We start from the raw sequence: 17,481 nt of genomic DNA, 5'->3' as shown, positions 1-17,481 counted from the left end.
GCTCTGCCTTCATGCTGAACGCGGTTCAGCGGCCGCGCCATTGATTCCAGATCCTGCGGTGCCAGGGCGTGACATCTCTAGGGAGAGGAGGCTCACCACGCTGACGCCGCTCCAGCTGCTCCACCTCGAGCCTCAGCTGTCTGAGAACGGGGATCAGCAGCAACCCCGCAATCAGCCCCACGAACAGCAGAACGGGAAGCAGGGTGACCAGCCAGATCGTGCCGACAACGGCGGCACCCAATGCAGCCAGTTGTTGGATCCACTTCGGCCGGCCCCGGCCAGGCAGCTGCTTCATCGCGAGGGGAGCATCCCCTTCAGCCTGCCACTAACGGTGGCCGCTGGCTCGGAAGCGAGACGACCGACTGGTCATCCCATGCTTTGTGCGACGTCCGCTCACGCGTTTGCGCCACATCCGGAAGGAGGAGGGTTTCAGCGCGCTGCGCATGATGGCGATCACCTCCGGTTCGCCGAGACCGAACTGATGCTGGATGGCCTCAAAGGTGGTGCGGTCTTCCCAGGCCATTTCAATGATCCGGTCGAGATCGGCGGAATCAAAACGTTCAACGGGACGACTCACAGCAAATCCAAGGCCCGGAGCACATCCACGCGGATGCCGCCAAGGCGCGCCCAGGCCTGAAGAGCGTCGGCTTGCGAGCCATAGGGACGCCAGTCATTCTCGGCAAGGCGACGCTGCATATGCCTGGCCACCCGATCCACGACAAGGCGATCGCTGGGCACGGAAATCCTGATGGGCTTGCCGTTCAATTCGTGAGTGAGCTCGCTAGCAGGCATGGGTAGGAACGCTGATTGTGCCTTTCGACACAGGACACAAGACTGAAAACAAGGTCAACGGTGCACAGCATGAACCAGTCCTCGACCAAGACGGCTGACGTTAGGAAGCAGGAGACTCTGCTGACGACTGCCCAGCCAACCGCTGAGTGCCGCCTGCGCAACGACCGTCAGAGCTATTTCGCCATCACGCGCGCGCTTGTGCAGGCACAGTTCGTTCTGGCCGATGGTGTGCTCAGCCAGCGCCTGTGGCAGGAGGTTGCCGACCGCGACATGGAGGTGGGTCGCATCCTCAACCTTCTATATGGCTGCTGGTTTCAGGACGACGAGACTGAGATGACCGCCCTCGACGATGCCTTCCTGGCCCTGCACGTGAGCTGAGCCGGCTTCAGTAATACCGGCCTGGGTATTCCCCCGGGTGATCCACGCGGGTCACCCGCACGCCATCAACATTGCGGCCAGAGAGCAGCAGCAGATCAGTCCCGGACACTGCATAGCCGAGCTCCTGAGCCAGCAGGGCCACCTCATCGGCTGTGACGGCGGCCTGCACCTGTGCCTGCAGCCGAGGGTCACGGCCGAGATGAGCCAGAAACGCCTGCACTGGGGAGGAGTCCATCGCGCCGAGCAGGAGCAGAAGGCTCCATCGTCCCTGACGGCGCGCCAACCTGAAGGCACTCAGCTCCTCACCAGCCGCCATGCACGACCAACGGGCAGCGTTGCTGCAGCACAACATCGGCCGATGGGCGGGATGCTTCATCCGTCTCAATGGGGATGGCTACGAGCAGGCACGCTTCCCCACGTCGCTTTCGGTGAAGGAGTGCGACGGACTGATTCAAGCCTGCCTCTCCTACGAACACACCGGCCAGCAGCGGTCGATGACCTTTCAGACCCTGCCACCCGCCATGCAGGTGAGTTCCCAGGGCGGATGGTCCCTTGGCCCCTCAAGCATCACGCCCAGGAGCTGGGTGGCGGAACTCTGCGTGGTGCACCAGCAAGAGCGCAAGAGGATCGTGGCGCGTCATGGAATGAGTGGATTGGAGCAGGTGGTGTACGTGGTGGAAATCGAAGGCACCAGGAAACCTGAGGCGCCCTTGGAACCACTGCAATGCCGCAGGCAAAGCGAGGCAGACCTGATGATCTGGGAACCCGAAGAGGGCGTTGAACTGCTGCTGGACCCGCGCGATCGCCAAGCGGGCGACGCCACAGCTTGCGGACTGCGCTGGACCCTTCCAGACGGAACAGTGCGGCAGATGGTGCGTCGCTACGGCGCCAACGGAGGCTTACTGCCCTTGAGCCAGGCCTGGCCATAACGCCGGTACGTTGCACTCCTTAACAAAGGGTCGTAATGTTTCGTTAACTGGTTAATGAAACATGGATTCCACTTCAACGAACAAAGACGCCTGGTTCCAGGACGCTGCTGCCGCACAGATCAAAGGCGAGCGCATGGCACGCGCTGAACTGCTGAACGGTCGCGTGGCCATGCTCGGTTTCGTGATCGGCGTTCTCACCGAGGCCCTCACCGGACACAGCATCCTCAGTCAGATCACCTTCGGAGTGCTCGGCTTGAGCTGACGCCCCTTCCAGGTCCATCCCCGACCGGTCGGAGTCCACCAGACCGAGACCGGTCCAATCACTCCTGATTGGCTCTCAGGCGACCCACTGGTCTGCATCCATGATTCGCTTGATCAACAACCCCAAACGCTTGAATTCCGAGAAGTTCAAGTTCGTGATGGCCTGATCGAGTCCGCAGTCCACCCAGGCATCGCCACGTTTCTCGTAGATCGTGAAATCCTCTTCGAGGGAGTTGCGACGGATGCAGTAGGTAACGCCATCGTCGTGAACGAAATCCGCCGAATGCAGCTGAAGGGCCATTCGCTCTGATTCCCCGCTTCCCGGCAAGCACATCACTCGCACTCTCGCCCCTTTTAACCAGAGCAACAATGCGCCTTAACACGGATTGCCTCCGCTGCTCAGGCCGACGACAGTGTGCTCATCGAGATCGGAGGCGCTGATGACAGCCGACACTCCACCACAGCCCAATCACGAAGCAGCCTGAGTCAACCGGCCCCTGCTCCAATAGTTTCCACTTTCCGTGAGGCTTCGTCCCTCGGCAGGCAATCACTGGTACGCCACGTCGACCGACACTCCATTGCATCGTTCGGGCTGCATGAGCAGCCATAGGTGCCCCGGAGTCCTAGCAGCCTTACCTCTGAACTTCAGGCCCCAGGCGCCTAACGGCCAGACGCTTCTTCATCCTCATGGTGCTGCCGTCTCCTCCTTAGGGAAGGGGCGGCTTTTCACTTGGATGGATCCGTGTCATCGCCTTGTTTGCGGAAGTCGCCGATCCGGGCATCAGCCCAACGGGCGAAGAAATACACGCCCACGAATAGAGGCACATAAGCGATCCACATCCGATCTGGGGCCAGACCACTGTTGTTGATCACTGCCAACCCGCCATATCCCACAACGAAGTAGATCACCGCACGCCGGATTGCTCCGACCTGTTGAGGATTCATGATCACAATCCGCGGGCTTTCAGCCTAGGAAGCCCCAGGGCGACGGGACGTGTTGCATGCGGCCTACCACAAGCAAGGCAAAAACGCGAGAAATCGGCGGAGCATCGCCCAGATCCGCAACATAGTGTTACGGTTCAAGGCACCTCGATCGCTCCGGATGTTCACGCTCGACAAGGCTCGTCAGATTTTCCCGGAGACCATGACCGCCGATGCCGTGCCGGCGATTACCGCACGGTTCAAGCTGCTCAGCCCTGAAGACCAACTGGCTCTGATCTGGTTCGCCTACCTGGAGATGGGACAAACCATCACCGTTGCCGCACCTGGCGCAGCCCGCATGGCTCTGGCGAAGCCCACCCTCGATGAAATCGAGGCGATGAGCTTCGACGAGCAAACCAAGGTGATGTGCGACCTGGCTGCCAAGATCAACAGCCCGATCTCCTGCCGGTATGCCTTCTGGTCGGTGAACGTGAAGCTCTGCTTCTGGTACGAGCTTGGAGAGCTCATGCGTCAGGGCAAAGTGGCCCCGATCCCCCAGGGCTACAAGCTTTCTGCCAACGCCAACTCGGTGCTGGAAGCGGTGAAGAAGGTGGAGCAGGGCCAACAGATCACCCTGCTGCGCAATTTCGTCGTCGACATGGGCTACGACCCCGATGTGGACGACAGCAAGGTGGTGGCTGAGCCGATCGTGGCGCCGACTCCTGAAGATCAGCGTGAAGAGATCTTCATTCCCGGTGTGCTGAATCAGACGATCCTCAGCTACATGCAGCTGCTCAACGCCAACGACTTCGACACCCTCATCGATCTCTTCCTCGACGACGGTGCTCTGCAACCTCCCTTCCAACGTCCGATCGTGGGGCGTGAGGCCATTCTCAAGTTCTTCAAGCGTGACTGCCAGAACCTCAAGCTGATTCCCCAGGGTGGTTTCGGCGAACCTGCCGACGGTGGCTTCACCCAGATCAAGGTCACCGGCAAGGTGCAAACCCCTTGGTTCGGCCGGGAAGTGGGCATGAATGTGGCCTGGCGCTTCCTGCTCGACGACAACAACAAGATCTACTTCGTGGCGATCGACCTGCTCGCTTCCCCCGCCGAGCTGCTGAAGCTTGGTGGCAAGTGATCCCTCGGGGACCAATCACTGGAGGGGATTGCAACTGGCGGGGCTGATCGGCTGCGCCTGGTTGCTCACACTCGCGGTGGGTCTTCGCCTTCCCTTCCAGCAGCTCCACCCTTTGGCCCTCATGGCCTTCGTGATGCTGCGCAGCTTTCTGCACACCGGGCTGTTCATCGTGGCTCACGACGCCATGCATGGCACCCTTGCTCCAGCAAGCCACCGCAAGCTGAATCGAAGGATCGGTCAAGGTTGCCTCTGGGCTTACGCCGGCCTGAACTACCAGAGGTGCCTGAGCCATCACATTCAGCATCACCACTCGCCTGGATCGGCCACTGATCCCGACTACTGCAGTGCGGCTGATCCTTCACCCTTGGCCTGGTATGCACGCTTTCTCAGTCACTATCTGAATCCGATGCAGCTGCTCAGGTTGGCGGTCTGCTTGGGGCTTTTGCTGCTGATCATGCCCTCCAATCAGGATCAGCCTCTGCTCACGCTGGCGTTGATCTATGTGATTCCTTTGATCATCAGCTCCTGGCAACTTTTTGTGGTGGGAACCTTTCTGCCGCACCGCAAAAACCCCCATCAAGCTGATGGTTTCCATCAACCAATCAGCCTCGATCTTCATCCGATACTGTCGTTCGCAGCTTGTTACCACTTTGGCTATCATCGCGAACATCACAGTTATCCAACAGTGCCCTGGCATCAACTCCCCGAAGCCCGCACTGCTTACGCTCAAATCTGAACCCGGTTCAGCACCTCTGCCCCGACCTCACACCTCGACAAAACCATGTCAGCAGCTGACTGGACACACCAGGAACAGTCCATTGCCAAGAACGCCTTTGAAACTGGCAAACAGCGCTCAATTGAAGCATTGATTGTGATTTTGAGAGAGCAAAGTGCTCTGCTCGACACACCCGAATCAATCTGGAAATATCACGATTTTCTCAGCAGTGAACGTTATCAATATGAAGGACGAGCTGAATTTGACACATCCAATATTTTGTTCAATCTGGCTGACATGATCAAACAAAATTTAATAAGCTACGAAGACATTGAAGGCCTTGAACAAACCAAACTCAGCAAAATCAAAGCCATGGCCATGTTTTGACGTCAGCCCAGGCTGAACGCATGCTTTTCAACTGAGGATTGCACTGAATTGGCTTTCGGTTGAATCTTGATCGATGTCGGCCTCAGAGCACAGGCCAGGGCGCGGAACGGCTGATGCACGCCCTCCACAATCAACGTTCCCATTGGATGGGAGTGGGCAAGATTGAGCTTCATCGTCAAACCGGTTGTGAAACGGAATCTGCGTCGCCTTGATTCCTTCACGCAGCCTCGCGGATTCAAGGGCTCTTGACGAGCCATGTTCAGAAAATCTTCCAGGCCGTACTTGCAAAGTTGTCGCCGTTGTCACGGCCGGCTTGCCCTGTCCCCCCAACCATGAGCTGATCGACATGTTCAGCCATGACCAGCGAACAGGCCATTGAATTGATCGGCTCCGCTGTGGACTACAGCCAACAACGCAGCAAGCTGCTCGCCAGCACCGAGCGTCTCTCCGACGCCGAGGCCATCCGCCGAGAATTCGATGAATGGCTTAACCCCACCGGGGATTGCTTGCCTCTAATGCCATGTCCGTTGCCGGAAGCGGGTTGATCACCGCCCATTCATCGCTGTGTATCCGAATGAACGACACGGTGGTTGACGGCTTCGCTATGAAGAGTCTGTAGCAACAGCTACAAGAACACGTTCACCTCACCTCCGGTGAGGCGCAGTTCGACTCAGGCCATGGAACGGGGACCTGAGCTTGCTTCGAGGAACCATCATGACGCTCACCTATCGCGGCCAGAAGTACGTGCCGAATCACACTGCAGCCACCCGGCAGCATCCTGTGGTTCTGAAGTACCGCGGTCTGAAGTTGGCCAAGTGAATTGATGCCGCCTCACGGCGGACCTGCGGCCCTGCTCAGGCAGGGCCTTTTCATTGCTCTTCCCACTGCGCCTGATGACAACAGGCCATGGGCAATGGCATTTTGAAATCATGAAACAGCGCTCCCTGCTGCAGCGGCTCGGCTCCTATCTGATGGGCCTGGTGGATGAGTACTGGACCATGCGCGAACCGCAGAGCTACGGCGAGAAAGCCCCCAGCTGCACAGTGCGCTGCGACGACGAGCACTGCGAGCGTGCGGACTGAACGGAATGTCTCGGTTGTGGTTGATACCAACCATCAACAAATGGATGTCGATCTGCTCATTCAGCGCCCTGAGCCGCTGAGGCGCTGAAGGAACCATTGGTAATTTCCGCCTAAGCCATCCATCAATTGTGAACGCAACGCCTTTGCAATCACTGAGTGCCGTTGAAGCCCCCTGTATCCATGGCGCCTGGCAACTGGATAGCTACCTGGTGGAGGAGAAAATCAGCGGCAACACCTTCAGGCCGATGGGTGACCACCCCACGGGCTACGCGCTGTTCACCCCGGCTGGACGGGTGTCGTTCACGCTCACTGCTGAAGGCCGCAAACCAACAACCGACCGCGAAGGCGATGCGGCTCTGCTGAGCAGCTTGGTGGCCTACTCCGGCACCTACAGGCTGGAGGACGACCGCTGGATCACTGCGGTGGATGTGGCTTGGAAGCCGGAATGGGTCGGCACCGAGCAGATGCGCTTCTTCTCGATTGATGCTGACCAGCTCACGGTGCGAACCCCATGGCGGGTGATGCCCAACTGGCCGAAACAAGGCCCGACCCGCAGCATCGTGATCTTCAAGCGCTGCAGCTGAAGCTGCTCACTGCAGGGGATCGATCAGGCCGTAAAGAAGCGCTGTCACAGCCATCTGGGTGCGATCACGAGCACCGAGCTTGTCCATGGCGTTCCCCACGTGGCTCTTCACCGTTTCCACCGAGAGGCCGAGCAGGGTGGCAATGGCGTTGTTCTTAAGACCGCGCGCCACGCCGGCGGTCACCTCCAGTTCGCGTGGGGTGAGTTCCTCCACCAATGGGGGCAGATCGGGTTGCGGTGTAGAGGCGGCGATGCGGCGGATCTGCTCTGGAAAGTACACACCACCATCAGCGAGGGTGCGCAGGGCATTGATCAGATCGCCGCGGCCGGTGCCCAGGCTGGATTTGAAGATCACGCCATCAGCGAAGGCCTCCATCGCCTCCTGCACCACCGTTTGGGTTTCGCGCACCAGCACGATCATGAGCTGACAGGTGGGCAACTCCGCCTTCACCCGGCGAATCAGGTTGATGCCATAGCCGGATTCGAGATCCGAGCTGCAGATCAGCAGATCCGGCTGGGTGCGCAGCACCAGCTCAAAGCCCTCGTCTTCCGTGGTGGCGGCACCCACCAGGCTCGAGGCAATCGCATCAACCAGCACAAAGGAAACCAGCGCCAGGCGATCGCCAAACACCACAACAATGCGGCGCTCCTTCAACAACGCAGAGGCCTGAGCGATCGCCTCCTGATTGGCACGGGAGTCGAGCCGAAGCTCCATGATCGGCACACGGATACCCGGTTTTAGCGCGGATGGTCCGGACGCACCTGCTGGGGATCACGCCACACAACGCCGCGAATGCAGGATGGATAGCGCGCACGGGCCAGCCGCCAGGCCTCCAGAGCATCGGCCACCTCCACGGTGTGGGTGGTCAACTGACCATCGCGCTCAAGGATGAGGTCGTAAGCGGGGGGCATCGCGCCGGATCGTGCAGCCCCTTCATTGAGGCAGAAAGCGGCGGGTTGCACATCCCTCAACTGAGGGAGAGACCGGCAGCATTCTGCTGCCGGTTCCACTCGCATCAGGCACGCCGTTTTCACTCTCAGCGGTCTGCGGCCGATCGGCAATGCGCGATTTCACTGATTGCACTTGTCGCCTGGAACACCAACACTGTGTGCATCGAGATCGGAGGCACCGATGACGGCCGACACTCCACCCGAGCCGACACACGAAGCTCGCTGACTTTCTGGCCCCTGCTCCAACAGTTTTCACGCATCAGAGAGGGATCGCCCTTCGGCAGGCACTGAGGTTCGCCACGTCGATCGGCACTCCATCTGCACCGTTCCAGGTGCCCCAAGGAGTCAACCACCCTCCCACCTAGGAACCTGGCCCCAGGCGCCACAGCCAGTCGCTTCGACCCTTTTCTTTCAGTCCACTTGCTGGAGGTTGAACAACCGTATGGCAACACTGAAATTCGCAAGGTCGTGATGCACAAACGAGCGCGTTAGGCCGCCTGTCCCGCCGAGGGACGACGGCCTCCACAAATCAGCCCCAGGCTGATTGAAACCCCCGCAGGTCTCCCTTCAACAGAGACCTGCGGGGGTTTTGCCTGTAACGACCTGGCTGATTAATAACGCTCCACCACCCGGGTGGTGCCGTCGTGGGCGATGGCCATCACCACAAAGGAGTCGGGGTCGATCCCCTCCATCTCCATCCCGGGAGAGCCGATCGGCATCCCCGGCACCGCCAGGCCCTCGATATCAGGACGTTCGGCGAGCAGGCGCTGAACCGATGCCGCTGGAACGTGGCCGTCGATCCCGTAGCCCGCAACGCTGGCGGTGTGGCAGAAGGCCTGGGTGGGATCGATGCTGTCGCTGATCTGATCGTTGATGCGAAAGCCCGCTGCTTCGAGGTGCCGTTCCCACTGCCGGCAGCACTCACAACTGGCTGAGCGCACCACCGTGATCACCGGTGCCTCGGCCTCAGCCCACACCGGCAGGGGGGAGGCGAGGATCAACGCCAACAGCAGGGCGAACACAAGCCGCCGATGGCAACGCCACTGCATCTCAAGACTGATGCAGTTGCCGAAGCAGTTGCGCGGCAAGGATGCGAGACAGGCGCCGCTTCACCAGCAGATCGCAGATCCAGTCGAACAGGGGCGGGGCATCGTCCACCGCGGCGAGCCGTTGTTCGAGGTCTTTGAGTTCCTGCTGATCACGGCAGCCACGCAGGGCATTGATCAGGGTTTCTTCTGCTGGCACAGATGCCAAGGGAGTCGCGACCATGCGCGTTGTGATGCACATCGTCTTTACAGCTAAAGCATCGAGAACCCCCCTGTCATCAGGCTTCAGGCCAACGTGTCGAAATGCGCAACCCCGCCTCGGTTGATTGCGGCTGCGGTTGCAAGGCTTCAAGACCGGTGGTGATGGCTGACACCAGCAGCAGAGCGGCAAACCCCTGGCGCAGCCTGCGCTCCGACACGCGGGACACCCAACGCTGGCCGAGGAGGATGCCGATGCCACCACCGAGGAGCAACGGCAGCAACAGGGGCAAACTCGCTGCCGGCCAATGGCCATGACGGACCAGGGCCATCAGGGAACTGGCGGAGATCACCAACAGGCTGGTGCCGGAGGCAAGGGTCATGGGCAGGCGGGCCAGCAGCACCAGGGCGGGAACAATGGCGAAGCCCCCACCCACACCGGCGATTCCCGTGAGCAGGCCCACCCCCAAACCCTGAACCAGCAGCTGAATTCGGCCCTCCCGTTGACGTGCAGGCGCCGATGCCTGTGGCTGGCGCAGCATCAACCAGGCCGCGGCCAGGGCTGCCAAGGCAAACAGCATCAGCTGCATGGAGGGGGCGATCACACCGCTGCGCACCCAGCCCGCACCCAGCCAGCTGCCGGCCAGGGCGGGGATGCCCAGCCACAGGGCCGGCCGCCAGGCCACTCGCCGCTGCTGCAGGGCCGGGATCAGGTTGGCCAGGGCCAGGATCAGCACCACCAGCAGCGACAGCGGAACGGCCTCGCGCAGCGGCAGAGCCAGACCCGTCACTAACAGCGGCAGCAGCAGAATCGAGCCGCCGGCACCGAGCAGGGCCAGCAGAGCGCCGATCAGAACACCGCCGCCGAGAAGCAACAGCACACTCAAAGCCGCACCCGGTTCCAGGGCATCACCGCCAGCAGCCGAGCCATCCCGCAGAAGCCGCTGATGCCGGCGAACACCAACCCCGCGCCCACAAACCAGCTCAATGCGATCCAGGCAGGGGCCAGGACCTGGCTACCGATCAACCCCAACAGCACCAGACTGCCGGCCGCGATCTGCACCTGGCGCATCAGCGGCAGGGGAGCACGGGCCTGACGCTCCACGGGCAAACCTGCCTGCTGCCAAGCCTCCAGGCCACCCTCGAGATCCATCACCGTGCGGCCTGGCCAGCGCCGCTCCACCAGCGTTGCCGCCTGGGCGCTGCGGTTGCCGCTGTGGCACACCAGCACCAGATCACCCTCCGGCAGTTCCGCCCGCTCGATCCGGTCGAGGGGAATGCAACGGCTGCCAGGGATGCGGCCACCGGCCACCTCCATCGGCTGGCGCACATCCACCACCGTCACGGACGCCAGACGGGCGTGGAGAGCAAGGGGAGACAAACGTTCAGACATCACAGAAACAGAGAGAGAAGAGAAGAGAAGAGAAGAAACAGGGAGCTCAGGGGCACGCGAGCGGATAGCCCTCATCCGCCCAGCGATGCAGGCCGCCGTGCAGATTGGCGACGCGGGACCAGCCGTTGCGCTGGAGCTGCTGGGTGGCGAGCGCCGAACGACTGCCGGCGTAACAGACCACCACCAGCGGGCGATCCCGAGGCAACTCCGCCTGGCGCTCACTGAGCTCCGAGAGCGGCAGGTGAATGCTTCCCGGCACCCGGCCGTCAGGGCCCTGCCATTCCTCGAGGGAGCGCACATCGAGCAGGGTGACCTGATCGCGATGGGCACTCACCCAGTCGGGGAGCACTTCATCGAGGCCGGCATAGGTGCGCTGCAGCGGAGCCCAGGGCTCCTGGGGTTCGCTGGTCTGCTGGGGGCGACCACTGCGCAGGTTGCCTGGCACCGCTTCATCAATCCGGTGAGGGTGGGGCAAGCGCAGATGGTCCATGTGCAGCACGAAGTCCTGCTCGCGCGCAGCTCCGCCGAAGCGCGGGTTGAAGCGACGCTCCTCCGCCACGCTGGTGACGGAACGGCCGCTGTAGTCGTGGCCGGGATAGAGCAGGCAGGTGTCCGGCAGGGTGAGGATCTGGCCCTGAATCGATTGCCAGAGCTTGCGGGCACTGCCCTGCTGAAAATCACAGCGGCCGCAGCCGCGGATCAGCAGGGCATCACCGGTGAAGGCCATCGAGGCGTCGTCGAGCACATAGGTGAGGCAGCCATCGGTATGCCCCGGTGTCGCCCGCACCAGCAGCGAACGGGTGCCGAAAGGGATGCGGTCGCCATGGGCGAGCGGCCGGGTGACGAAGTCAGCCCCGGCAATGGCCGACAGGCCGATGGCACAACCGCTGGCGGCATGGAGGCACCAGCTGGCAGTGACGTGATCGGCGTGCACGTGGGTATCGAGGGAGGCCACCAGCTGAAGACCCAGCTCCCGGATCAGGGCCAGATCACGGTGCTGGCGCTCGAACACCGGATCGATCAGCACCGCCTCGGCGGTCGCTGGATCCGCTAGCAGATAGGTGAAGGTGCCGGTGTCGGCATCCTGGAGCTGGCGAAACAACAGGGATCCAACCCCGGCGGCGAGCTTGGCCAAAGACTCAGCCATCAGACCCTCCAACTTCATTTATGACTGTACACGCATAACTGCATAACGCCATAATCAGTGCAGATGCCGCACCGCCATGGCTGAGGCCAAACCAGGAGCTGAGCAACTCGCCGAAATCAGCCGCTTCTTCCGGCTGCTGAGTGAGCCGGCCCGTCTGCAGCTGCTCTGCGAACTGCGCGACTCACCCAGCGACGTGCAGACGCTGATGGAGCGCACGGGCTTTTCCCAGTCGCACCTCAGCCGGCAACTCGGCCAGCTGAGCCAGGCCCGGCTGGTGCGCAGCGAACGCCAGGGCCAACGGCTGATCTTTCACGCCGATGACCCCCTGGTGGATGACCTCTGCGCGCTCGTCAGCCAACGGCTGCGGCAGACCCTGGAAGCCAGGCTGCGCAGCATGGGATGACGGCGATGTCGGTGCATTTAGCAAGCCGAACGGTCAACCCCACCTAGGGTGAAGCGATCCACGCCACCAGGCGGCCACCTCCGTGCCGCCACCTCTGCGACCACCCGGCTTGCGCTTTTGAAGCGCGCAGCAGGCACGGCCTGGCTCCTTTGATTCCTCAACCCGTTCAAGACTCCAATCGGACCCTCGCCACCAGCGAGGCCATTTCAGACAGAACAACACCAGCAGTTGTCTACTGCGAAGGTCACTTCTCCGGACTCGATGGCAAAACGGCCCACGGTCTGGTTCGGTCCTGCGACGGCTACAGCATCCGCGCTGTGATCGACAGCCAATGCGCAGGCCTCGACGCCGGATTCGTGCTCGATGGCATCGCCAACGGCATCCCCATCGTGGCCGACCTGGCAGCGGCCATGGCCTTGCTGGGAGGGTCAAAGGGAACCCTGATCTACGGCATGGCTCCAGCCAGCGGGCTATTCAGCGACGAGGACCGCCACATGCTGCTGACGGCGATGGCCGCCGGGCTCAATCTGGTGAGCGGCATGCGCGAATTCCTCGGTGATGAGGCCGCCTTCCAAGCCGCGGCCCAGCACCATGGCGTGACGATCCGCGACGTGCGTCGTCCTTCAGCCCTCAAGGATCTCAAGCTGTTCAGCGGCAGCATCAGCCGTGTTCGCTGCGCCCGCATCGCCGTGCTCGGCACGGACGGTGCCATCGGCAAGCGCACCACGGCCACACTGCTGGTTCAGGCCCTGCGGGCCCATGGCATCAGGGCTGTGTTGGTGAGCACGGGCCAGACCGGCCTGATCCAGGGGGGCCGATTCGGGGTGCCTCTCGATGCAATCCCCTCCCAGTTCGGCTCCGGAGAGGTGGAAGCCGCAGTGGTCGCGGCCTACGAGGCCGAACGTCCGCAGGTGATCGTGATTGAAGGCCAGGGAGCCCTCAGCCATCCCGCCTACCTCTCCTCGAGTTTCATTCTGCGAGGGAGCCAGCCCCAGGCCGTGATCCTGCAGCATGCGCCGGCACGGCGTTGTCTGAGTGATTTTCCCTTTGCACCGATCCCCACCCCAGCCAGTGAGATTCAGCTGATCGAGTCCTTCGCCCCAACGCGGGTGATTGGACTCACGATCAACCACGAAGGCATGAATGAAGCCCAGCTCACCGCGGCGATCGCCCTCTATGAGGCTGAACTCTCCATCCCGGTGACCGATGCCATCAGCCGGCCCGCGGCGAATCTGGTGGCCATGGTGGTGCGCGCCTTCCCTGAACTCAGTGGCGTGCGGCAGCCGCTGGCCCTTTGAGTGCCCCTCGCCTCGAGATCAACCTGCAAAAACTGCATCACAACGCCCGAACCCTGGTGAAGCGACTGGCCGGCCAGGGCATTGCGGTGACCGGCGTGAGCAAAGCCACGCTCGGAATGGTTGAAATCGTGCACACCTGGCTGGGCGCAGGTGTGGGCTCCATTGGCGAATCGCGCATTGAAGCCATCGAAGCCTTGGTGCGCAGCGGCATCACCGTGCCGCTGCTGTTGGTGCGCTCGCCGATGCTCAGCCAGGTGGATCGGGTGGTGGCCAGTGCCTCGATCAGTTGCAACACAGACCTCGGCGTGCTCAACGCCCTGGCCGCCGCAGCGAAGCAGCAGGGTCGACGCCACGGGGTGCTGCTGATGGTGGAACTCGGCGATCTGCGGGAGGGAATCCTGCCGGCAGACCTGGAATCGGTGGCTCAGCAGATCCTGGCCATGGCCAATCTGCAGCTGATGGGCATCGGCACCAACCTGGGCTGCCAGAACGGCATCGCACCCGATGCGCAGAACATGGGCGATCTCTCCCGGCTCACAACAGCCCTGGAGCAACGCTTCCATCTCACCTTGCCCTGGTGCTCCGGCGGCAATTCCGCCAATCTCCCCTGGCTGGCCGCCGGCGGTGATCCAGCCCGGATCAATCACCTGCGCCTGGGGGAAGCCCTGCTGCTGGGCCGCGAACCCCTCCATCGCACGGCGATCCCTGGCCTGCACACCGATGCCATCAGCCTGGTGGCCGAGGTGATTGAAGCCAAACACAAGCCCAGCCAACCCTGGGGCGAGCGCGGCCGCACCAGCTTCGAGGGATCGCCGAGGGCTCCGCGTCGCGAGGGATCGTCCCAGCATGTTCAGCGGGCCCTGTTGGCATTGGGAGAACAGGATGTGGATCCGGCTGGCCTCATCCCCCCTCGGGGCACGGTGATCCGGGGCGCCTCCAGCGACCACCTGGTGGTGGAAAGCCCTGGGCAGCGTTTGGCTGTGGGTGATGAACAGCGCTACCAGCTCAGCTACAGCGCCCTGCTCCGGGCCATGACCTCTCCCTTCGTGGACCGTTGCTTGGTGGATGGTTCCTGCAGCGCTCCATCCGCCCGTTGCCGATGATGATCGGGATTGCTCCATTGCGGTGCCTTGATGCCCTCGCTTGATTTCGATGGCGACTACGGACGCAGCTATCGCCAGAGCATCCAGAACTCCATTCCCGGCCACGACGTTCTCCACGAGATCGCCGCTGCAGCGGTGCAGAGCATGGCCAGCGATGTCCAGCAGGTGCTGGTGGTGGGCCCCGGCCCAGGCGATGAGCTCCTGCCTCTGCTCAACGCCTGCGCGGATGCTGCGCTCACCGTGCTCGAGCCCAGTGCTCAGATGCTGGAGCAATGCCGCCACACGCTGGCCGATCACCCCGGCAGCGCGCGCTGCCGCCTGTTGCAGCAGAGCCTGAACGAGGCCCTCGAGGGCGAGCTGTCAGGCGCCCGCTTTGATCTGGTGGTGTGCCACAACGTGCTTCATCTCCTGGGCAGCGACGCACAAACCGTGATGCTGCAGCAACTGACGCAATGCACAGCGGATGGCGGCGTTCTGCTGTTGAGCGCCTACAGCGAAGCGGAGGAGCCCGAGAGCCAACGCCTGGTGTTCAACGTGGCGCGTCAACGGCTCCTGGATCGCGGCGTCCCGCCGGACACGGTGGAAGCGATCGTGGAGAGCCGCAACAAGGTGGTGTTCTCAATGGATCCAAGCCAGCTCTCAACGGTGCTGGCGCAAGCCGGCTGGTCTTCTCCGCTGCAGCTGTACCAGGGATTGTTCATCCGCCTCTGGCTGTGCCGGGCGCAGACCTGATTCAGGCCGTTCGATAGGCCTCGATGAAGGCGGTGCGCACCGCCTGCAGCAGGGAGTCTGGAAACGACAATCCGCTGCCGTCCACGTAGCGGGCGATTCCTTCATCGAGCTGATCGTTGAGCGCCAGACACTGGGCCGCCGACAGGGCCAGGGCCTGTTGATACACCTCGGCATCCTTGCGGCCGGCATGGAACAGGCGGCAGCCTTCATCGATCAGGTCTCGGAGCGCAGGATCGCGCAGATCGATCACCTCGCCCCCCTGCAACACGATGCGCCGATCCCGGATCACTTGGCGCACGCGCTGGAAGGAGGCTTTCGCGACGGCGTCTCCAAGCCGATCAGGTGCCTGCCTGCGCTCACGGATCTGAATCAAGGCATTCAGGAGCTCAGCCGCTTTGAACACCGCCAGATCCCTGCGCTGCTGGAGGCTCAGAGCGTTCAGCGCATGCCCATAGGCGGCCACAGCATCGAGAAACGCGGGCGGCTTCTCATCGAACACCGGCAAGGATCGCCAGGGTCTCTCCACCACGTGCGCTTCAGAGCTCCAGAAGGGTTCCCAGCAGATCGGCCGGATGCTCAGAGCCATCCGTGCGCATCAGCTCCAGCTGCAGCAGCATCACAACGTAGGCCGAGAAGCGAGCTGCCGAAACAACGGCCAGGCCAACACAGAGGGGGCAGTGCATCAATCCCATGGATGCAGCTTCGAGCCCTTTTGATGCTGATGAAGGGAACCGTGCCATTTCTTGACCTTGGGCACGCAACATCAGCGTGGACCACCAGCCCTCACTTGCGGGTCACGCAGATGTAGATCGCGTGGATCACTGCCACAGGCCACATGATGGCCATGAATGGCAGCCCCAGCCCTCCGAAGCTGAGCAACCAGAAGAGCAGATTGAGCCAGAACGCACCGGTGAGACCCACCTGGGTGGCCACCGCCAGGGGCGGCAAGAAGAAGGCCAGGATGATGCGAAGGAGGTCGCCGAACGTCATGGGTCTGAAGATGACTCCTTCTTGCTAGCCACGTCCCCCATTCAGGGATACTTCAGCGGCTTTGAACGCAATAGCGCCCTGAGCTGAACCAACCAATCGGACAGCCATTGCCCGTTTTCTCAATCGCCTGGCGTTGGTTGCTGGGGCTGCTCAGGCAGTAGCTACCCGATGCGTAAAACCCGATGGGGCAGCCATTGCCGACTTTTTCAATCGCCCCTCTGACGTTGCCGTTTTTGCTGGGTACGCAGTAACTGCTGGAGGTGTAATACCCAATCGGACAGGAGCCAACCTTGGGCAACGGACGCACCGGTTGCTGGGCCAGGGCGCTTGGGAGCCATGCAGCGGCAAGCCCCAGAGCAACAACGAGCGTGGGTGGATTCCGCATCAACAACCTCATTGGCCAGTGAGCGAGGGTGGCGTGAAGGTATCAGCCACCGCCACGATCCAGCGGGCGGCGGCCGCCGTGACCTGTTCCTTGGTGACGTTGAACGCCAGGTTGTGGCCCTTGGCGAGCAGATCGGGAATGATCGTCTGCCAGGCCATGCCGGCGGCACTGGCATTGAGATCACCGATGAGCACAAAGGCCTTGGCCGCACCGGTCACCGCGTCGGTGTACTCAGGATTGGCCGACACCTGGCTGCGGTACCAGTCGCTCACCTGATCCCGCTGGGCCTTGCTCAGAAACGGCGGCGCCCCCACCAGATAGGCATCGAGCACCAGCATCGGGCTGGGCACGCTCTGACCAGGGTGTTTGAGCGCAAACCAGGCCTGACCGATCGAGGCGGCATCGGGCCAATGGCAAAGGATCGCGGCGTCCTGGCTGTCGAGCGAGCGCTGCGCCGCCAATTCATCGATGCGTTCGAGCAACTCCGGCCCAGTGAGCGGCGGTTCGCTGCGGGAGTGTTCAGCCCGGGCCTCATTGATCGCCTCGGCCACCGCCGCTTCGTTTTCATTGAGCTGCTCGAGGGCCCGCTTGAGGTTGGCGTCGGCATCGGCGGGGCTGGCCAAGGGACATCAAGCGGAGGGCTGGTTCC

33 protein-coding genes are annotated in these 17,481 nt (G+C 62.2%); 14 read left to right on the top strand and 19 right to left on the bottom strand.

Annotation, left to right across the window (positions count from 1 at the left end; genetic code table 11):
• Window positions 1–25: 25 nt before the first annotated feature.
• Genes SynPROS71_RS05115 through SynPROS71_RS05105 form a run of 3 tightly spaced genes read right to left on the bottom strand, consistent with a single transcriptional unit; the run spans window position 26 to window position 738 of the window.
• Complete coding sequence (locus SynPROS71_RS05115; protein WP_186472984.1) at window positions 26–295, bottom strand: hypothetical protein; 270 nt, start codon at window positions 293–295, stop codon at window positions 26–28.
• Between the two features lie 30 nt (window positions 296–325).
• Window positions 326–577, bottom strand: a complete 252-nt coding sequence (locus tag SynPROS71_RS05110) for a TIGR03643 family protein (protein WP_186597145.1) — start codon at window positions 575–577, stop codon at window positions 326–328.
• Window positions 574–738: a hypothetical protein gene (locus tag SynPROS71_RS05105; protein ID WP_370586860.1), complete on the bottom strand. Its 165-nt coding sequence runs from the start codon at window positions 736–738 to the stop codon at window positions 574–576. Before SynPROS71_RS05105 ends, SynPROS71_RS05110 begins: the two co-directional genes overlap by 4 nt.
• Before the next feature lie 123 nt (window positions 739–861).
• Between SynPROS71_RS05105 and SynPROS71_RS05100 the strand changes: the two genes are divergently transcribed.
• Complete coding sequence (locus tag SynPROS71_RS05100; RefSeq protein ID WP_186597141.1) at window positions 862–1,170, top strand: hypothetical protein; 309 nt, start codon at window positions 862–864, stop codon at window positions 1,168–1,170.
• A gap of 7 nt (window positions 1,171–1,177) precedes the next feature.
• Here SynPROS71_RS05100 and SynPROS71_RS05095 read toward each other — a convergent pair whose 3' ends face one another.
• Window positions 1,178–1,486 carry a Nif11-like leader peptide family natural product precursor gene (locus tag SynPROS71_RS05095; protein WP_370586859.1) on the bottom strand — a complete coding sequence of 103 codons (309 nt, stop codon included), beginning with the start codon at window positions 1,484–1,486 and terminating at the stop codon, window positions 1,178–1,180.
• On the opposite strand from SynPROS71_RS05095, the gene SynPROS71_RS05090 reads away from it, so the two are divergent.
• Both SynPROS71_RS05090 and SynPROS71_RS05085 read left to right on the top strand, forming a co-directional pair.
• Complete coding sequence (locus SynPROS71_RS05090) at window positions 1,485–2,099, top strand: DUF3598 family protein (protein WP_186597139.1); 615 nt, start codon at window positions 1,485–1,487, stop codon at window positions 2,097–2,099. The genes SynPROS71_RS05095 and SynPROS71_RS05090 overlap by 2 nt on opposite strands.
• Window positions 2,100–2,160: 61 nt before the next feature.
• Entirely contained in the window at window positions 2,161–2,361 is a 201-nt protein-coding gene (locus SynPROS71_RS05085) for a chlorophyll a/b-binding protein (protein WP_186597137.1), read from the top strand.
• Between the two features lie 75 nt (window positions 2,362–2,436).
• On the opposite strand, the gene SynPROS71_RS05080 is transcribed toward SynPROS71_RS05085, so the two are convergent.
• Together SynPROS71_RS05080 and SynPROS71_RS05075 are read right to left on the bottom strand one after the other, a co-directional pair.
• The gene (locus SynPROS71_RS05080) at window positions 2,437–2,661 is read right to left on the bottom strand and encodes a hypothetical protein (protein ID WP_186597135.1); all 225 of its coding nucleotides are present in this window, start codon (window positions 2,659–2,661) and stop codon (window positions 2,437–2,439) included.
• A 425-nt stretch (window positions 2,662–3,086) separates the two neighbouring features.
• Window positions 3,087–3,305 carry a hypothetical protein gene (locus SynPROS71_RS05075; RefSeq protein WP_186597134.1) on the bottom strand — a complete coding sequence of 73 codons (219 nt, stop codon included), beginning with the start codon at window positions 3,303–3,305 and terminating at the stop codon, window positions 3,087–3,089.
• Between the two features lie 157 nt (window positions 3,306–3,462).
• Between SynPROS71_RS05075 and SynPROS71_RS05070 the strand changes: the two genes are divergently transcribed.
• The 3 genes from SynPROS71_RS05070 to SynPROS71_RS05060 are packed head-to-tail and all read left to right on the top strand — an operon-like array spanning window position 3,463 to window position 5,521.
• On the top strand, window positions 3,463–4,419 hold the full coding sequence (locus SynPROS71_RS05070) for an orange carotenoid-binding protein (protein WP_186597133.1): 957 nt from the start codon (window positions 3,463–3,465) through the stop codon (window positions 4,417–4,419).
• Window positions 4,409–5,155: a fatty acid desaturase gene (locus tag SynPROS71_RS05065; RefSeq protein WP_186472972.1), complete on the top strand. Its 747-nt coding sequence runs from the start codon at window positions 4,409–4,411 to the stop codon at window positions 5,153–5,155. The genes SynPROS71_RS05070 and SynPROS71_RS05065 overlap by 11 nt, the downstream gene beginning before the upstream one ends.
• Before the next feature lie 45 nt (window positions 5,156–5,200).
• On the top strand, window positions 5,201–5,521 hold the full coding sequence (locus tag SynPROS71_RS05060; RefSeq protein ID WP_186597131.1) for a hypothetical protein: 321 nt from the start codon (window positions 5,201–5,203) through the stop codon (window positions 5,519–5,521).
• A 2-nt stretch (window positions 5,522–5,523) separates the two neighbouring features.
• On the opposite strand, the gene SynPROS71_RS05055 is transcribed toward SynPROS71_RS05060, so the two are convergent.
• Window positions 5,524–5,664 carry a hypothetical protein gene (locus SynPROS71_RS05055; RefSeq protein ID WP_186598116.1) on the bottom strand — a complete coding sequence of 47 codons (141 nt, stop codon included), beginning with the start codon at window positions 5,662–5,664 and terminating at the stop codon, window positions 5,524–5,526.
• 213 nt (window positions 5,665–5,877) lie between these two features.
• Here SynPROS71_RS05055 and SynPROS71_RS05050 point away from each other — a divergent pair, with 213 nt between their 5' ends.
• The 4 genes from SynPROS71_RS05050 to SynPROS71_RS05035 all read left to right on the top strand — a co-directional run bounded on the left by SynPROS71_RS05050 (window position 5,878) and on the right by SynPROS71_RS05035 (window position 7,187).
• A complete protein-coding gene (locus SynPROS71_RS05050; protein WP_186472970.1) occupies window positions 5,878–6,066 on the top strand; it encodes a hypothetical protein in 189 nt (62 codons plus the stop codon).
• Between the two features lie 169 nt (window positions 6,067–6,235).
• Window positions 6,236–6,340 carry a DUF4278 domain-containing protein gene (locus SynPROS71_RS05045; protein ID WP_186597129.1) on the top strand — a complete coding sequence of 35 codons (105 nt, stop codon included), beginning with the start codon at window positions 6,236–6,238 and terminating at the stop codon, window positions 6,338–6,340.
• A 74-nt stretch (window positions 6,341–6,414) separates the two neighbouring features.
• Window positions 6,415–6,603, top strand: a complete 189-nt coding sequence (locus tag SynPROS71_RS05040) for a hypothetical protein (protein WP_186598115.1) — start codon at window positions 6,415–6,417, stop codon at window positions 6,601–6,603.
• Between the two features lie 128 nt (window positions 6,604–6,731).
• Window positions 6,732–7,187 (top strand): lipocalin-like domain-containing protein, encoded by a 456-nt coding sequence (locus SynPROS71_RS05035; RefSeq protein ID WP_186597127.1) that lies wholly within the window; start codon window positions 6,732–6,734, stop codon window positions 7,185–7,187.
• Window positions 7,188–7,193: 6 nt separating this feature from the next.
• Here the strand turns inward: SynPROS71_RS05035 and SynPROS71_RS05030 are convergent, their stop codons facing one another.
• From SynPROS71_RS05030 to SynPROS71_RS05000, 7 genes are all read right to left on the bottom strand, one after another.
• Window positions 7,194–7,901, bottom strand: coding sequence for a response regulator transcription factor (locus tag SynPROS71_RS05030; protein WP_186597125.1), 708 nt, complete (start codon window positions 7,899–7,901; stop codon window positions 7,194–7,196).
• 23 nt (window positions 7,902–7,924) lie between these two features.
• A complete protein-coding gene (locus tag SynPROS71_RS05025) occupies window positions 7,925–8,098 on the bottom strand; it encodes a hypothetical protein (protein ID WP_186597123.1) in 174 nt (57 codons plus the stop codon).
• A 650-nt stretch (window positions 8,099–8,748) separates the two neighbouring features.
• Window positions 8,749–9,225, bottom strand: a complete 477-nt coding sequence (locus SynPROS71_RS05020; RefSeq protein WP_255442410.1) for a DUF411 domain-containing protein — start codon at window positions 9,223–9,225, stop codon at window positions 8,749–8,751.
• Window positions 9,188–9,406 carry a hypothetical protein gene (locus SynPROS71_RS05015; RefSeq protein ID WP_186597121.1) on the bottom strand — a complete coding sequence of 73 codons (219 nt, stop codon included), beginning with the start codon at window positions 9,404–9,406 and terminating at the stop codon, window positions 9,188–9,190. Before SynPROS71_RS05015 ends, SynPROS71_RS05020 begins: the two co-directional genes overlap by 38 nt.
• Before the next feature lie 55 nt (window positions 9,407–9,461).
• Window positions 9,462–10,262: a sulfite exporter TauE/SafE family protein gene (locus SynPROS71_RS05010; RefSeq protein ID WP_370586868.1), complete on the bottom strand. Its 801-nt coding sequence runs from the start codon at window positions 10,260–10,262 to the stop codon at window positions 9,462–9,464.
• Between the two features lie 2 nt (window positions 10,263–10,264).
• Entirely contained in the window at window positions 10,265–10,774 is a 510-nt protein-coding gene (locus tag SynPROS71_RS05005; protein WP_186597117.1) for a rhodanese-like domain-containing protein, read from the bottom strand.
• Between the two features lie 46 nt (window positions 10,775–10,820).
• On the bottom strand, window positions 10,821–11,921 hold the full coding sequence (locus SynPROS71_RS05000; RefSeq protein ID WP_186597115.1) for a rhodanese-like domain-containing protein: 1,101 nt from the start codon (window positions 11,919–11,921) through the stop codon (window positions 10,821–10,823).
• Window positions 11,922–11,997: 76 nt separating this feature from the next.
• On the opposite strand from SynPROS71_RS05000, the gene SynPROS71_RS04995 reads away from it, so the two are divergent.
• The 4 genes from SynPROS71_RS04995 (at window position 11,998) to SynPROS71_RS04980 (ending at window position 15,457) form a co-directional block, all read left to right on the top strand.
• Window positions 11,998–12,324, top strand: a complete 327-nt coding sequence (locus SynPROS71_RS04995) for a metalloregulator ArsR/SmtB family transcription factor (protein ID WP_186597113.1) — start codon at window positions 11,998–12,000, stop codon at window positions 12,322–12,324.
• 149 nt (window positions 12,325–12,473) lie between these two features.
• The gene (locus SynPROS71_RS04990) at window positions 12,474–13,622 is read left to right on the top strand and encodes a DUF1611 domain-containing protein (protein ID WP_186597111.1); all 1,149 of its coding nucleotides are present in this window, start codon (window positions 12,474–12,476) and stop codon (window positions 13,620–13,622) included.
• Entirely contained in the window at window positions 13,619–14,725 is a 1,107-nt protein-coding gene (locus tag SynPROS71_RS04985) for an alanine/ornithine racemase family PLP-dependent enzyme (RefSeq protein ID WP_186597109.1), read from the top strand. Before SynPROS71_RS04990 ends, SynPROS71_RS04985 begins: the two co-directional genes overlap by 4 nt.
• A 30-nt stretch (window positions 14,726–14,755) precedes the next feature.
• Window positions 14,756–15,457, top strand: a complete 702-nt coding sequence (locus SynPROS71_RS04980; RefSeq protein ID WP_186597107.1) for a bifunctional 2-polyprenyl-6-hydroxyphenol methylase/3-demethylubiquinol 3-O-methyltransferase UbiG — start codon at window positions 14,756–14,758, stop codon at window positions 15,455–15,457.
• Window position 15,458: 1 nt separating this feature from the next.
• Here SynPROS71_RS04980 and SynPROS71_RS04975 read toward each other — a convergent pair whose 3' ends face one another.
• The 5 genes from SynPROS71_RS04975 to SynPROS71_RS04955 form a co-directional block, all read right to left on the bottom strand.
• Window positions 15,459–16,043: a hypothetical protein gene (locus SynPROS71_RS04975; protein ID WP_255442398.1), complete on the bottom strand. Its 585-nt coding sequence runs from the start codon at window positions 16,041–16,043 to the stop codon at window positions 15,459–15,461.
• Window positions 15,994–16,140: a hypothetical protein gene (locus SynPROS71_RS04970; protein WP_186598114.1), complete on the bottom strand. Its 147-nt coding sequence runs from the start codon at window positions 16,138–16,140 to the stop codon at window positions 15,994–15,996. The genes SynPROS71_RS04975 and SynPROS71_RS04970 overlap by 50 nt, the downstream gene beginning before the upstream one ends.
• Before the next feature lie 100 nt (window positions 16,141–16,240).
• Entirely contained in the window at window positions 16,241–16,447 is a 207-nt protein-coding gene (locus tag SynPROS71_RS04965) for a YqaE/Pmp3 family membrane protein (RefSeq protein WP_186472954.1), read from the bottom strand.
• A gap of 52 nt (window positions 16,448–16,499) precedes the next feature.
• Complete coding sequence (locus SynPROS71_RS04960) at window positions 16,500–16,832, bottom strand: hypothetical protein (RefSeq protein ID WP_255442396.1); 333 nt, start codon at window positions 16,830–16,832, stop codon at window positions 16,500–16,502.
• Window positions 16,833–16,840: 8 nt separating this feature from the next.
• Complete coding sequence (locus SynPROS71_RS04955; RefSeq protein WP_186597105.1) at window positions 16,841–17,455, bottom strand: hypothetical protein; 615 nt, start codon at window positions 17,453–17,455, stop codon at window positions 16,841–16,843.
• Window positions 17,456–17,481 lie beyond the last annotated feature (26 nt).

It is taken from the genome of Synechococcus sp. PROS-7-1, assembly GCF_014279795.1.
Classification (GTDB): domain Bacteria; phylum Cyanobacteriota; class Cyanobacteriia; order PCC-6307; family Cyanobiaceae; genus Synechococcus_C.
The sequence above is the reverse complement of the archived record's forward strand: the minus strand, read 5'-3'. Positions and strand labels throughout refer to the sequence as shown.

Coding starts and splice junctions, on each gene's coding strand:
- SynPROS71_RS04995 (WP_186597113.1), top strand. CDS start 11,998: ATGGCTGAGGCCAAACCAGGAGCTGAGCAACTCGCCGAAATCAGCCGC.
- SynPROS71_RS05100 (WP_186597141.1), top strand. CDS start 862: ATGAACCAGTCCTCGACCAAGACGGCTGACGTTAGGAAGCAGGAGACT.
- SynPROS71_RS05000 (WP_186597115.1), bottom strand. CDS start 11,921: ATGGCTGAGTCTTTGGCCAAGCTCGCCGCCGGGGTTGGATCCCTGTTG.
- SynPROS71_RS05085 (WP_186597137.1), top strand. CDS start 2,161: ATGGATTCCACTTCAACGAACAAAGACGCCTGGTTCCAGGACGCTGCT.
- SynPROS71_RS05075 (WP_186597134.1), bottom strand. CDS start 3,305: ATGAATCCTCAACAGGTCGGAGCAATCCGGCGTGCGGTGATCTACTTC.
- SynPROS71_RS04975 (WP_255442398.1), bottom strand. CDS start 16,043: ATGGCTCTGAGCATCCGGCCGATCTGCTGGGAACCCTTCTGGAGCTCT.
- SynPROS71_RS05095 (WP_370586859.1), bottom strand. CDS start 1,486: ATGGCGGCTGGTGAGGAGCTGAGTGCCTTCAGGTTGGCGCGCCGTCAG.
- SynPROS71_RS05060 (WP_186597131.1), top strand. CDS start 5,201: ATGTCAGCAGCTGACTGGACACACCAGGAACAGTCCATTGCCAAGAAC.
- SynPROS71_RS05090 (WP_186597139.1), top strand. CDS start 1,485: ATGCACGACCAACGGGCAGCGTTGCTGCAGCACAACATCGGCCGATGG.
- SynPROS71_RS04965 (WP_186472954.1), bottom strand. CDS start 16,447: ATGACGTTCGGCGACCTCCTTCGCATCATCCTGGCCTTCTTCTTGCCG.
- SynPROS71_RS05045 (WP_186597129.1), top strand. CDS start 6,236: ATGACGCTCACCTATCGCGGCCAGAAGTACGTGCCGAATCACACTGCA.
- SynPROS71_RS05055 (WP_186598116.1), bottom strand. CDS start 5,664: ATGGGAACGTTGATTGTGGAGGGCGTGCATCAGCCGTTCCGCGCCCTG.
- SynPROS71_RS05025 (WP_186597123.1), bottom strand. CDS start 8,098: ATGCCCCCCGCTTACGACCTCATCCTTGAGCGCGATGGTCAGTTGACC.
- SynPROS71_RS04960 (WP_255442396.1), bottom strand. CDS start 16,832: ATGCGGAATCCACCCACGCTCGTTGTTGCTCTGGGGCTTGCCGCTGCA.
- SynPROS71_RS05005 (WP_186597117.1), bottom strand. CDS start 10,774: ATGTCTGAACGTTTGTCTCCCCTTGCTCTCCACGCCCGTCTGGCGTCC.
- SynPROS71_RS05030 (WP_186597125.1), bottom strand. CDS start 7,901: ATGGAGCTTCGGCTCGACTCCCGTGCCAATCAGGAGGCGATCGCTCAG.
- SynPROS71_RS04970 (WP_186598114.1), bottom strand. CDS start 16,140: ATGCACTGCCCCCTCTGTGTTGGCCTGGCCGTTGTTTCGGCAGCTCGC.
- SynPROS71_RS04980 (WP_186597107.1), top strand. CDS start 14,756: ATGCCCTCGCTTGATTTCGATGGCGACTACGGACGCAGCTATCGCCAG.
- SynPROS71_RS05080 (WP_186597135.1), bottom strand. CDS start 2,661: ATGGCCCTTCAGCTGCATTCGGCGGATTTCGTTCACGACGATGGCGTT.
- SynPROS71_RS05040 (WP_186598115.1), top strand. CDS start 6,415: ATGACAACAGGCCATGGGCAATGGCATTTTGAAATCATGAAACAGCGC.
- SynPROS71_RS05015 (WP_186597121.1), bottom strand. CDS start 9,406: ATGGTCGCGACTCCCTTGGCATCTGTGCCAGCAGAAGAAACCCTGATC.
- SynPROS71_RS05115 (WP_186472984.1), bottom strand. CDS start 295: ATGAAGCAGCTGCCTGGCCGGGGCCGGCCGAAGTGGATCCAACAACTG.
- SynPROS71_RS05070 (WP_186597133.1), top strand. CDS start 3,463: ATGTTCACGCTCGACAAGGCTCGTCAGATTTTCCCGGAGACCATGACC.
- SynPROS71_RS05050 (WP_186472970.1), top strand. CDS start 5,878: ATGACCAGCGAACAGGCCATTGAATTGATCGGCTCCGCTGTGGACTAC.